This window comes from Promicromonospora sp. NPDC110617 (assembly GCF_055598465.1).
In genome coordinates this window covers 75815-88675 of record NZ_JBVKBM010000007.1, presented here as the reverse complement: position 1 = coordinate 88675, position 12861 = coordinate 75815, and the positions used below count along the sequence as shown (strand labels likewise).

Sequence of the window (12861 nt, the reverse complement as noted above, 5' to 3'; positions counted from 1 at the left end):
GGGCCTCACCCCCGGCCCCGGTCCAGCCGGTCCTGGGCGGCGAGCAGCACCGGGGTGTTGTCCCCCGCGTAGACGTCGTACCCGCCCGTCCGCTGGAGCACCTCGAAGCACACGCTGCCGACCCGCGGCGTGTAGAAGTGCCAGAACTCGCCCGCCGCGGAGCGGTCGTACATGAGCTGGTGGTCCCGCAGGCGGCCGAGCGTCGCGTCGTCGAGCCCGAACCGGGCCCGCAGGTCGTCGTAGTAGTTGTCCGGCACGGGCACGCGCGGCAGCCCGCGTTCCTCCGCCCGGCGCGCGACGGCGAAGATGTCGGTGCAGGCCAGCGCGATGTGCTGCGGGTGGGCGACGTCCAGCGGCGCGACGTTGAGCGAGATCCGCACGGCGCCGTTCCCCGTGCGCATGACCTGGCTCCGGACCAGCCCCTGGGGACCGGCGGCCTCGGTCGCCGTCGGCTTCTCCAGGCCCAGCACGCTGGTGTAGAAGAGCACCGCCTCGTCGTGCGCGTCCCAGCCGTGCGAGACGTTGAGGTGATCGATGCCGGTGATCTCCCGGGCGGGACCGGGCCGGCCGTGGTCGAACTCGGCGGTCCACGCCGGCTCGACGCCGGTGCGGGTCTCGGTGCTCCGGTCGTTGAGGAACACCTCGAGCCCGCTGGGCGCGACGAACCCGGCCAGGTCCAGCTCCCCGGCCTGGGTCCGGCGCGGCGCCGCCCGCACGGCCAGGGCGCGGGCCCGGTCGCTCGCCGCCGCCGCGTCGGCCACGCCCAGGCCGACCCCGGCCAGGTGCGGCTCCAGGTCGCGGGCGTGCTGCTCGTTGAGCACGACGTGCGCCTGGCCGGACGACCACAGCCGTACCGGCTTGGTGCGGTGCTGGCCCCGGAAGGTCAGGCCGAGCTGGTCGAGCATCACCTCGACCTCGCCGGTGTCCTCGGCCTTGATCTCCACGTAGTCGTAGCCGGTGGGCACGTCCACGTCCGCGATCCGGTCGAGCGCGGCTCGGGCGGCCGCGGCTCCGGTGGCCGCGCCGTCGCCGTCCTGCTCGGCCAGGAGCCGGGCCGCCCGGTCCTCCAGCCAGACGAGGGAGCGCAGGGCGTGCTGGGCGGTCCGGCCGGTGTCGGTCTGCCGGAAGACGTCGTTGAAGACCTCCAGCGACAGCGGCCCCGTGTACCCCGCGCGGACGAGATGGGTGACGAACCGGCCGAGGTCCCAGGACCCCTCGCCCGGGAACAGCCGGTGGTGCCGGCTCCAGGAGAGCACGTCCAGGGTGAGCGCGGGGGCGTCCGCGAGCTGGGCGAAGAAGATCTTCTCCCCCGGGATCTCCTCGATCCCCGCCGGGTCGTGCCCGCGGGAGAGGATGTGGAAGCTGTCCAGGCACACCCCGACCGCCTCGTGGTCGGCCAGCCGGGCGATCTCCCAGGAGCGGCGGTAGTCGTCCACGTAGCGCCCCCAGGCGAGCGCCTCATAGGCCACGCGGACGCCGTAGGACGCCGCGAGGTCGCCCAGCCGGCGCAGCTGCTCGGCCGCCACCTCGTCCGAACCGACGGAGGCGGTCGCCACGTTGCTGCAGACCAGCACGGTGTCGATGCCGAGCCGCCGCACGGTCTCGAAGCGCGCCCGCGCGCGGCGCAGGTTGTCCTCGAGCTGGTCCGGGCGCACGCCCTCGAAGTCACGGAACGGCTGGTAAAGGTCCAGGCTCAGGCCGAGCCGGTCCGCGAGCGCCCGGATCTCCTCGGGGCTGCGGTCGGTGACCACGAGGTCGGGCTCGAAGATCTCGACGCCGTCGAACCCGGCGTCGGCGCAGGCGTGGAGCTTGTCCTCCAGGCTGCCGCTGAGGCAGACGGTCGCGATGGACGTGCGCATGTCAGGCCTCCAGGAGGTCAGGGTCCGGTGGGGTGTCGGGTCCGGCGACGAGCTGGTTGAAGTGGGCGAGCATCCGTCCGGCGTCGGGCTCCAGGCCGGTGATCAGGCGCATGGACTCCACGGCCTGACCCACGGCCATGCCGCCCCCGTCGAGGGTCGCCAGGCCGCGCGCCCGCGCGCGGCGCAGCAGCTCGGTCTCCAGGGGCCGGTAGACCACCTCGGCCACCCAGGCGTCCGGCCGCAGCCGATCGACGTCGAACGCCACGCCCGGGTGCTCGGCCATGCCGACCGGGGTGACGTGCACGACGCCGTCGACCCGCGGCAGCCAGGAGTCGAGCGTGCCGCCGCCGGGCAGGAGGCGTGAGGGGTCTGCGAACCGGTCGAGCAGCGTTCCGACCGCCGCCGGGTCGGCGTCGTGCACGACGACGGTGGGGAACCCCAGGTCGAGCAGCGCCGCGACCGTGGCGAGACCCGCTCCCCCGGCGCCGACCTGGAGCACGGTTCCTGCTCCGGCCCCGGGGGCGGCCTCGGACCCGGCCCCGCCGTCGGCGAGGAACGCCGCCAGGGCGCCGCGGAACCCGGGGCAGTCCGTGTTGTGCGCGGTGCGCCGGCCGGCGCCGAACAGCACCAGGTTGGCGGAGCCGAGGCGGCGCACCGTCGGGCTGAGGTCCGTCACGTGGTCCAGCACGCTCTGCTTGAAGGGGTGGGTCACGTTCGTGGCGGCGTAGCCGGCATCCTCCAGCCGGCGGAGCTCGGCGCCGAGGTCCACGGCGGCGCGGTCGATGAGGTCGACCGTGCGGTACTCGTAGTCCAGGCCGAGGTGCCGTGCCTCCGCCATGTGCAGCGCGGGCGACAGCGACGCCCGGATGCCGTTCCCGAGGAGCGCCACCCGGTACCGGCGGGCCGCCTGCGTCACTGCGCGGATCCCCGGATGGCCTCGTAGACCACGAGCGAGTCGCCCTCGAGGTTCTCCCGGAACCAGGCGTCGGTCTGCTCCGCGAAGGCCTCCTGGTCCACGTCGTCGACGATCTCGACGGCGCCCTCCTGCGCCCAGGCGTCGAGGATCTCCTGCTCGGCCTCCTCGACACAGCCGGGCATCTGCTCGACGGCGGCCGCGACGGCCGCGTCGAGCGCGGCACGCTGGTCGTCGTCCAGCTCGGCGTCGTACGACGGAGCGGCCACGATGAGGTTCGAGTTCTGCCCGTGGTCCGACAGGCTCAGGTAGTCCTGCACCTCGACCAGGTTGCTGGCGTGGATGTTGGTGATCGGGTTCTCCTGCCCGTCCACGACCCCCTGCTGCAGGGCGAGGTAGAGCTCCTCGTAGGCGACCTCGGTCGCCTGGGCGCCGAGGGCCTCGGCGTTGTGCAGGTGCTGCGCCGAGCCCGGGAACCGCATCCGCAGGCCGTCGAGGTCCGCGGGCTCGCGGATCGGCCGGTCCGCGGTGAACTGCCGCGCCCCGGCCGACCACGCGCCGAGGATCGACACCCCGCCGGAGGCCTCCTTGAAGTCCTGCTCCAGCTGGTCGGCCGAGCCGTCGGCGAAGAACCGGTCCAGGTGGGCGGCGTCGTCGAACACGTAGGACGCGTCGATCACGCCGGCCGGCTCGTAGACGGCGGCGAGCGCCGAGGCACCCTGGATGTCGATGTCCACGTCGCTGGACTGCACGGACGCGATCCGGTCGGCGTCCCCACCGAGCTGGCTGTTGGGGTAGATCTCGACGGTGATCCCGACGTCCGCGGCCTCGGCCTCCTCCTTGATGACCTGGGCGCCGCAGACGTGCTGCGGCTGGTCCTCGGTGTAGCTGTGGGCCAGCGTCAGCTCGACCTGGCCGCCTCCGGCGGCGGCGTCGGACCCGTTGCCGGTGCCGCCGCAGGCGGTGAGCAGGACGAGGGGCAGGGCCACGGCCGCGCTCGCGGCGGTGGTGCGACGAACGTTCATGAGGGAGTCCTTTCGGTTCGGGCCGACGTCGTCGTCGGCCGACTGTGTCCAGGAGGTGCGGGCTCAGAGGCCGAGCAGGCCCGGCAGCCAGGTGGCGAGGCCGGGGAAGAAGATGATCAGGACGCAGACCAGGGTCAGTGGCACCATGAACGGGAGGGTGCCCCAGAACACCTCGGCGACCGGCACCTTCTGGGTCGAGCTGAGCACGAAGAGGACCGTGCCGACCGGTGGCGTGAGCAGGCCGATCATCAGCGAGATGATCATCACGACGCCGAGCACGAGCGGGTCGACGCCGAGGGTGGCGGCGATCGGCATGAGGATCGGCACGACGAGCACCAGGATCGGCGTCGCGTCGCCCACCGTGCCGAGCACGAGCATCAGGAGCAGCACCAGCAGCAGGAACACCGTGCCGTCGTCGGTGATCCCGAGCACGAGCTGGGCCAGCGCCTGGGGCACCCGTTCGAGGGCCAGCACGTAGCCGAGCAACGCGGCGGACGACACGATCAGCATGATCGCCGCCGTCGTCAGCACGGTCTCGACGAAGATCTTGGGCAGGTCGCTCACCCGGAGCCGGCCGTACGCGAAGCCGAGAACCATCATGTAGGCCGCGCCGACGGCGGCGGCCTCGGTCGGCGTGAAGAGGCCGCCCAGGATGCCGCCGAGGATGACGACCGGCGCCCCGAGCGGTAGCACGACCCGCTTGCCGGTCCGGGCCACGTGCGCCCAGGAGAACCCGACGTGCCGGATGCCGGGCTGCCGGCGCACCAGCAGGAACACCACCACGCAGAGGCCGACGACCATGAGGAGGGCCGGCACCACGGACGCCGCGAACAGTGCGCCGGTCGAGACGGTCGCCAGCCCCGCGAAGATGACGGCCGGGATGCTCGGCGGCATGACGGGTGCGATGAGCGCGGACGCGCCGACCACGCCCAGACCGAACCGGCGCGAGTACCCGGCGCGCAGCATGGGCGGGATCTCGACCTTGCTGAGGGCGGCCGCGTCCGCCACGGCGGACCCGCTCATCCAGGAGAAGCCGAGGCTGACGCCGACGCTCACGTAGCCGAGCCCGCCCCGGACCCGGCCGAACAGGGCGAGCGCGAAGTCGAAGAGGCGGTCGGCGATGCCCGCGTGGTTGGCGACCACACCGAGCAGGATGAACAGCGGGATGGCCAGCAGCACGAAGTTGCCGGTGGCGTCGGCGACCAGGCGCATCGGCAGGCCGAGCGACTGGCCCTCGACGAGCAGGTAGCCCAGGCCGGGCCCGAGGAACGCGAACGCGACAGGGACGCGGAGGGTCAGCAGCACCATGATCGTGATCACCAGCAGGAGCGAGGTCATCGTTACGCCTCCCCCGCGCCGTCGGTGAGCTCGGGCGGCGGCGGGCCGAACCGGGCGATCTGCACCGCACTCACGACCGCGCGGACGGTCGCGCTCACCAGGCCGACGAGCGCGATCGCGTAGACCCACGACATCGGCAGCCCCAGCGCGGGCGAGGTGAGGAAGCCCGCGGAGTGCACCAGCTCCCAGCAGGCCCAGGTGAAGGCCGCGGAGATGACGGCGACCAGGGCCATCGCCAGGGTCTGCACCACGCGCGCGAAGCGGGCACCGGGGACGTTGTCGATGAGCTGGACGGCGATGTGGCCGTTGCGGGTGACCAGCACGCCGGCCGCGACGAACGTCAGCCAGATCAGGCCGAACTGCGACATCTCACCCGCCCACACGATCTGCGGCACGGGCAGGTAGCGCTGCGCCGCCTGGAACAGGATGAGCACGAAGATCAGCACCGTGGCCAGGCACGCGATGGCCAGCTCCACGCCGGTGAGCAGCCTGACGAGACGGTCGATGCCTTGCTTCATGCGTGGTTCACGTACATCGGGACGATCCCCTTCCGTCCGGCACGGCACGTCGGTGTGCGGCGCGGTCGTCGCCGCACGTCGGTGTGCGGCGTCGTAGCTGCGGCGACCCTAGAAACCGCGCGGCAAGTTGCGCAAGCAGTTGCCAAAGTTGCCAGCGATATGGCTAGATGCCCAGGTGCAGCCCACGATCTACGACGTCGCGAAGGCGGCGGGCGTGGCCGCCTCGACGGTCTCCCGCACCTTCAACAAGCCCGGCCGGGTCAACGAGGCGACCCGGCGGCGGGTGCACGCCGCGGCCGCCGAGCTGGGCTACGAGCACAGCCCGCAGAACCGGGCGCTGCCGGGCGGACGGCACCGGACCATCGCGATGGTCCTGTCGGACATCACCAACCCGCACTTCTTCGAGCTCATCCGCGGCGCGGAGCAGCGCGCCAAGGTGTCCGACGTCACGCTCGTGATCGTCAACGCCGAGGAGTCGCAGCGCATCGAGGAGAACCAGGTGCGCGACCTGTCGCCCACGGTCGACGGGTTCGTCCTGGCGGCCAGCCGGCTCGCCGACGACGCCCTGGTCACCCTGGCGGAGAAGCACCGCGTGGTGCTGCTCAACCGCGAGCTGGCCGGGCTGACGAGCGTGACCATGGCCGTCACCACGGGCTGCCAGCAGATCCTGGAGCACCTCGCCTCGCTGGGGCACCGGAGCTTCACCTACTGCGCCGGGCCGCCGGGATCCTGGATGGGCGCGGTGCGCTGGGCGGCCCTGAGCGCCGGCGCGGAGGAGCACGGCCTGACGGCGCACCGCGTCGGCCCGTACACCCCGAACGTCGCCAACGGCGGAGCGGCGGCCGACGGCGCGCTGCGCACCGGGGCGACGGCGATCGTGGCCCACAACGACCTGCTGGCGTTCGGCGTCATCCGCCGGCTCACGCAGCGCGGCATCCGGGTGCCCGACGACGTCAGCGTGGTCGGCTTCGACGACATCTTCGCCTCCGAGTTCGTCCACCCGTCGCTGACCACCCTCGGCGGACCGGGCGCGCACGCCGGCCGGCTGGCCGTCGAGCTGCTGATCGAGCAGTTCGCCGGGCGCGCGACGCAGGACGCCGAGCAGGTCAGGCTCCCGACGGAGCTGGTGCTGCGCGAGTCCTCGGGCCCGGCGCCGGAACTTCCCCCGCCCCATTTGTCCGCTTCTCGCTAGACTGCCGGCCATGGCTCCTGGCAGCAGAGCACCAGAGTCCGGCACGTACGACGCCTTCATGTCGTACAGCCACCAGAACCAGCCGGTCGCCCGATGGCTGCACCAGGCCCTCGAGTTCTTCGGACGGACCGGCCGCGGACGCGCCTCGCGCATCTTCCGGGACGAGACCAATCTCGGTGCCGGCGGAGCCCTCGGCGACGAGATCATCGACGGGCTGGCGCGCTCTCGTCGGCTGATCCTGCTGGCCTCCCCGGAGTCCGCGGCCTCGCCCTGGGTGCGGCAGGAGCTCGACTGGTGGTGGGAACGCCACGGCAGCTACCGCGACGTCGTCGTCGTGCTCGTCGGCGGGGAGATCCGCTGGGACCCCGACGAGCTCGCCGCCCTCGGCCCCGAGGCCGCGATCACCACCACGGACCTGGCGCGGTTCGGCGCCGAGCGCCTCTACGTCGACCTGCGGGAACGGGCCGCGGGACCGCAGGCCACGCTCCCGGCGCCACGGTGGTGGCGGTCGTCCGAGGCCGGCTCGGATCCCACCACCGTGGACGCCATGGCCTCGATCGCGGCCACGCTTCGCGAGGTCCCGAAGGAGGTGCTGGTCGGCAACGAGGTCGCCTGGCAGCGCCGTACCCGCCGCCGCACGCAGACCGTCGTCTCCGTCCTGTCCGTCGCCGTCGTCCTCGCGGTCGCCGGCCTCGTCGGCGCGGTCTGGCAGGCGAACGAGGCGGGACAGGAACGGCGCGTGGCCACCGCGCGCCTCCTGTCGTCGTCGGCGATGCTGTCCGCCGGCGAGAACGGCGCCCTCGCGCGCCTCCTGGCCGTGGAGGGGCTGCGGATGCACCGGGACGACCTCACGCTCACGGCGCTCTACGACGTCGCCGACGAGAATCCGTTCCTCGGGCCGCGGACCACGGTCGACGGCGAGGTGACCGTGCTCGAAGGATCCGGCTCCGGCGCGTACGTCCTCGCCGCGACCCAGGACACGACCTACCTCTGGGACACGCTCCACGGCACGACGGAGCCGGTCGACCTGGGCGGAGAGCGCACGGTCGCGGCCGACCTCGACCAGGACGGCGACCGGGTCGCGATCGCCACCGACGACACGCTCCGGCTCTGGACACGTTCCGCCGACGGCGCCACCGCGCCCACGTCGATCGCGCTGGAGAACGTGCTCGACGTCGGGCTGTCCGACGACGATGTCGTGGCGGTGCTCCGGGCCGGCTCGGGCACCACGGAGCGCCCGGACACCTTCGAGCTCGTCCTGGTCGACACGGCGGACGCGCGCATCCTGCGGACCACGGCCGTGGACGGGTACTGGAGATGGGTGGGGGTCGACGGGGACGAGGTCGTCCTGGTCGGTCACGACGGCACGTGGCAGCGACGGCCTCTCTCGGATCCCGGCGTGGTCGTCGCCGAGGGCGGGCCAGTGGCCCCGTTCAACGGCTGGATCGGAAAGGCGTCCCCGGACGCCGGGCACTTCGGGTTCGTCAAGCACTCCGTGGACGTGAACCGGAACTCGCAGGGCAGCTTCGACGAGACGTATCGCCAGGCCCCGATCCCGGGTTCGGGCACGTTCATGCCGCGCCTGTTCGAGCTGTCGCCGGACGGGAGCAGCGCCCTGGTGGGCGGTGGCAACGAGGTCTGGGTGACCACGACGGACTCCGAGGGTGTGCCCGTGGAGTGGCAGCTCTCCGGCGCCGGCCTGCCCGGGCTGGCCGCCTTCCTGAACGAGACCCGGATCGTGTCCGCCCACGGCTCGACGCTCGTCCTGTGGGACCTCGCGCAGCCCACCGGCCCCTGGACCACGCTCCCCTACCTGGTCGCGGACGGGCCCACCGTGGGCTTCTCCGCGCACGTGGCCCTCTCGGACGACCACCGGTCGATCGCCGTGGTCGGCGGGTACGACCTGGTGTCCCACGGGAACGTCGACGAGACCGCCGGGCAGCTCACCGGCCCGACCAGCGGCCTGCCGGTCTGGCGGCCCGACGGCTCGCTGCTGCTCGTCACCGGCAGCGAGGGATACGTCGTCGCCGAGGACGGAACCTCGACGCAAGACCTGTGGACGACCGGGTCCGAGGAGGTCGACCCCTGGTTCCGTGCCCTCACGGCCCGGATCGTCGGCACGGACCTCTACCTCGTCGACGACGACGGCGTGATCCAGGTCCGCGACGTCCGGGACGGCACCCTCCGACGCACGATCGACCCGGGGTTCGAGCGGGGCGAGGCGTGGAACCGGCCGGCGGCCACCACCAACCAGGCCGCGCTCAGCGACGACGGCAGCCACGCCGCCGTCGTCCTGGGCGACGCCTCAGGTGTCGCGCTCGTCCGCACCGCCGACGGGAGCGTCCGGACGCTGACCGACGCCGTCGGGTCGGTGCTGATCGACGGCGAACGGGTGATCGTCGCGACCGGGCGCGACGTCCGCACGTTCACGCTCGACGGCGAGCAGACGTCCTCCTTCGCGATGACGGGCGACTACGCGGACGCCCTGGCGGTGGTGCCGGACACGGACGTGCTCGCCCGGGTCCGGACGGACGGCAGGCTCGTCCTGGCGAACCTGGCCACCGGCCGGCAGCTCGCGGACTACGCGATGCCCGTGCCGAGGTCCACGACCGCCCAGGCCCCCTGGCACTCCTCGACCCTCACCGTCGCGGGGGCCGCCGTCTACTCCGCGACGGTCGGTACCGACGTCGCCCGCTGGGACCTCTCGATCCCGGAGATGGCCGAGGCCGCGTGCCGGGCGGCCGGGCGCGACCTGTCGCCCGGGGAGTGGCGAGCCGTCACCGCGGGTGATCCGCCCGCGGACCTGCGCTGCGACCGACCGGGCGTGGCCGCACGATGAGCCAGGACCGGGCACGGCTCAGGCCGACGGCGGCCGTGGTCCTCGGCGACGAGCGCGCAGGAGGAGCGGCAGGCTGACCACCAGCGCGACGGCGCGGAGCGCTCCGGCGACGGGGTACCCGGCGCGGACGCCGATCTCGTGGGCGATCAGGCCGCCGGCCAGCGCGCCGAGCGGGACGAGGCCCCAGCCGAGCAGCCGGTAGACGCTGTTGACCCGCCCGAGCAGGGCGAGCGGGACCAGCTCCTGGCGCAGCGTGACCGTCAGGACGGTCCAGACCGCCGTGGCCAGTCCGCTGAGGGCGAGCAGCGCGGCGAGGATCCACGCGTCGGGGCTGAGTCCCAGGAGGACGAACACGACGGCGTTGACGCCCAGGGCCGCGACGAGCGCCGGTATCTGCCCGAGCGCCGTGCCGAGCCGGGCGGCCAACAGCCCGCCGAGCACGCTGCCGACCGCGGCGACGGCGAGCAGCACGCCGTAGCCGGCCGCGCCGACGCCGAGCTCGCCGGTGGCCAGCAGCACCAGGGTGACGTTGCCGAGCTGGAAGCAGAACGTGTTCACGCCGAGCAGCAGGGCCAGCGTCCGCAGCAACCGGTGGCCGGCGAGCCAGCGCAGGCCCTCCAGGACCGCGGGCCGAGCCGACCCGGCGGATCCGCGCGCCCGCGATCCGCCGCGCAGCCGGGTCAGCAGGAGCGCGGAGAGGACCAGCGCCGCCCCGTCGAGCCCGAAGGGCAGGGCGATCGCCAGCCCGAACAGGAGACTTCCGACGGGCGGTCCGACAAAGCCCTGCCCCACGGTCGTGGCCAGGTACTGGCGCGCGTTGGCCCGGGCGAGCAGCCGGTGCCCGACGATCTCCGGCACCACGGACTGGCTCGCGATCCCGAAGCCGACCTGGCCGACGCCGACGAGGAACGCGGCGGCGATCAACGTCACGACGTCCACGGCCCCGACGGCGGACAGGACCGCGAGGGACGTGGCCACGACCGCCTGGAAGACCTGGGCGGACCGCATCACGCCGATCCGGCTGTACCGGTCGACGATCGCCCCGGCCGGGAGCGCGAACAGCAACCACGGGACGAAGCTCGCCGCGGCGACGAGCGAGACGAGCCGGGGATCGGCGGTGAGGGTGACCGCGAGCAGCGGCAGCGCCGTCACCAGCGCGCCGTTGCCGATGCTGTCGACCGCCCCGGCCCACCAGAGCCGCCAGTAGCGGGCGGGCAGTCTGTCCTCCGTCGATGTCATGCCCGCAGCCTGGGAGCGCACCGGCGGCCGGCACCAGGGTTGAGCCCTGCGCTACATCGTGGGTCGACGATCGTGGCTCGATGATCATGGGGGCATGGCACTGAGCATCGAGATCAGCGCGACCGACCTCGCGGGCACCCGGTTCGCCGTCTCGCCGCTGGCCGAGACGATCTCCGGGCTGCAGCAGCTGGCCCGGCCTGAGCCGTCTCCCCGGGCCAGGGCATGGGTGCGGTGGGCCCACGACGAGCTCGCCCGCCAACCGCTGCGGCTCGCGGCGACCTGGCCGCTCCTCGTCAGCGACCGACCCTCCTGGCCCCAGTTCCTCCTGCCGGCACCGGCCACCACCCGCACCGGTATCGACGACGACCTGGACGCCGTGCGGCGGACCACACCGCTGCAGGTGGTCGAGAGCCTGCGCCGGGTCTTCGGGGAGGACCTGCCGCCCGCGGCCCGCGAGCTGGCCGATGCTCCCGGGGAGCGGCTCGCCGTGGTGACAGCAGAGCTCCGTGCGGCCCACGACCGCCTCGTGCTCCCGCACTGGCCGCGCATCCGTGCCCTGCTGGAGACCGACATCGCCCACCGCGCGGCACAGCTCGCCTCCGGCGGCGCCGCTCGGCTGTTCGCCGACCTGCACCGGGACCTCGCCTGGTCCGACGGCCGCCTGACGGTCCTGACCGACCGGCGCGACACTGCCGCCGCGCACGGAGGACTCGTGCTGCTCCCGGTCGCACTCGGACCGGACCGGGTGATCGTCAAGCGCAACACCACCACCTGGACGACCCTGCGCTACCCCAGCCGCGGGACGGCGCTGCTCGACGTCGTCCTTGACCGAAAACCCGTCCCCGACGGCACGGTCCGGCTCGTCGGCCGGAGCAAGGCCACCCTGCTCCGCGCCCTGACCGCGCCCGCCACGACGACCGACCTCGCCCGGGAGCTGGGCACGACGCCCAGCGCCGTCGCCCAGCACCTCGCGGTCCTGCGGACCAACGGGCTCGTCGACCGCGAACGGCACGGCCGGCACGTCGTCTACGCGATTACCCCGCTCGGCCGCGCGCTCCTCGGCGCCGGCGCCTGACGCCTCACCGGGCGAGGGCAGCCGCCGTGAACTCCTCCGGGTACGGCGAGCGGGCCAGGGCCTGCTCCCGGCCGAGGCGGCCCGCGGCCACCTCCCGGCAGAGCTCGGCGACCAGCGCCAGCTCGGCACGCTGGGCCCGGACGAAGTCGCGGCCCACCGGGTCGCCGTGGCCGGGCAGGACGGTCGCCGCCCCCAGGGCGAGGACGCCGTCCAGCGCGGCGGGCCAGCCCTGCGGGAAGGCGTCGCCGAACTGGGGCGGCGCGCCGTGCTCCACGAGGTCGCCCGCGAACACCACGTCGGCGTCCGGGACGTGCACCACGAGGTCGTGGTCGGAGTGGGCGGGCCCGAAGTGCCGCAGCCCGACGCGGCGGTCGCCGAGGTCCAGCTCGGCGCCGTCGTCGACCAGGTGGTCGGGCAGCACCGGGCGCACGGCGGCGATGCGGTCGGCGACGTCCGGCGCGCCGCGGTCCCGGTAGCGCCGCGCCCACGTCTCCCGTTGCTGGTCGCCCGTCGCCACCAGGTCGGCGCGGCAGCCGCGGTGCGCCCAGACGGCGCACGGCGCGAAGGCCTCGGTGCCGAAGCTGTGGTCGAAGTGCGAGTGGGTCAGGACCACCTGCCACGGCAGCGGCGTCACCTCCCGGACGGCGGCGGCGAGCTCGGCGCCCTGCCCCGCGTCCCCGCCCGTGTCCACGACCAGGCACGACGCGCCGCCCACGACGAGCCCGACCGAGAGGTCCAGCTCGGCGTACCGCCGCACCAGCACGCCGTCCGCGACCTCGACCCACCGTCCCATGGCCCGACCCAAGCAGACGGACCGGACCGGATCAACCGGCGCCGCGGACCGCGGTCCGTCGCGTAGGGTC

At 73.7% G+C, this 12861-nt stretch carries 10 protein-coding genes; 3 read left to right on the top strand and 7 right to left on the bottom strand.

The window, feature by feature from the left end:
* Positions 1–5: 5 nt before the first annotated feature.
* The 5 genes from ACZ7LE_RS26995 to ACZ7LE_RS26975 form a co-directional block, all read right to left on the bottom strand.
* Entirely contained in the window at positions 6–1859 is a 1854-nt protein-coding gene (locus ACZ7LE_RS26995) for a TIM barrel protein (RefSeq protein ID WP_470406293.1), read from the bottom strand.
* Between the two features lies 1 nt (position 1860).
* Positions 1861–2775 carry a shikimate dehydrogenase gene (locus ACZ7LE_RS26990; RefSeq protein WP_470406292.1) on the bottom strand — a complete coding sequence of 305 codons (915 nt, stop codon included), beginning with the start codon at positions 2773–2775 and terminating at the stop codon, positions 1861–1863.
* Positions 2772–3797, bottom strand: coding sequence for a DctP family TRAP transporter solute-binding subunit (locus ACZ7LE_RS26985; protein ID WP_470406291.1), 1026 nt, complete (start codon positions 3795–3797; stop codon positions 2772–2774). The genes ACZ7LE_RS26990 and ACZ7LE_RS26985 overlap by 4 nt, the downstream gene beginning before the upstream one ends.
* A gap of 63 nt (positions 3798–3860) precedes the next feature.
* A complete protein-coding gene (locus tag ACZ7LE_RS26980; RefSeq protein WP_470406290.1) occupies positions 3861–5135 on the bottom strand; it encodes a TRAP transporter large permease in 1275 nt (424 codons plus the stop codon).
* 2 nt (positions 5136–5137) lie between these two features.
* Positions 5138–5653: a TRAP transporter small permease gene (locus tag ACZ7LE_RS26975; RefSeq protein WP_470406289.1), complete on the bottom strand. Its 516-nt coding sequence runs from the start codon at positions 5651–5653 to the stop codon at positions 5138–5140.
* 175 nt (positions 5654–5828) lie between these two features.
* Between ACZ7LE_RS26975 and ACZ7LE_RS26970 the strand changes: the two genes are divergently transcribed.
* Both ACZ7LE_RS26970 and ACZ7LE_RS26965 read left to right on the top strand, forming a co-directional pair.
* Positions 5829–6845 carry a LacI family DNA-binding transcriptional regulator gene (locus ACZ7LE_RS26970; protein WP_470406288.1) on the top strand — a complete coding sequence of 339 codons (1017 nt, stop codon included), beginning with the start codon at positions 5829–5831 and terminating at the stop codon, positions 6843–6845.
* A gap of 10 nt (positions 6846–6855) precedes the next feature.
* Positions 6856–9684, top strand: coding sequence for a TIR domain-containing protein (locus ACZ7LE_RS26965; RefSeq protein ID WP_470406287.1), 2829 nt, complete (start codon positions 6856–6858; stop codon positions 9682–9684).
* A gap of 18 nt (positions 9685–9702) precedes the next feature.
* Here the strand turns inward: ACZ7LE_RS26965 and ACZ7LE_RS26960 are convergent, their stop codons facing one another.
* Positions 9703–10923 (bottom strand): MFS transporter, encoded by a 1221-nt coding sequence (locus ACZ7LE_RS26960; protein ID WP_470406286.1) that lies wholly within the window; start codon positions 10921–10923, stop codon positions 9703–9705.
* Positions 10924–11017: 94 nt separating this feature from the next.
* On the opposite strand from ACZ7LE_RS26960, the gene ACZ7LE_RS26955 reads away from it, so the two are divergent.
* Positions 11018–11998, top strand: coding sequence for an ArsR family transcriptional regulator (locus ACZ7LE_RS26955; protein WP_470406285.1), 981 nt, complete (start codon positions 11018–11020; stop codon positions 11996–11998).
* 4 nt (positions 11999–12002) lie between these two features.
* Here the strand turns inward: ACZ7LE_RS26955 and ACZ7LE_RS26950 are convergent, their stop codons facing one another.
* A complete protein-coding gene (locus tag ACZ7LE_RS26950) occupies positions 12003–12791 on the bottom strand; it encodes an MBL fold metallo-hydrolase (protein WP_470406284.1) in 789 nt (262 codons plus the stop codon).
* Between the last annotated feature and the right edge of the window lie 70 nt (positions 12792–12861).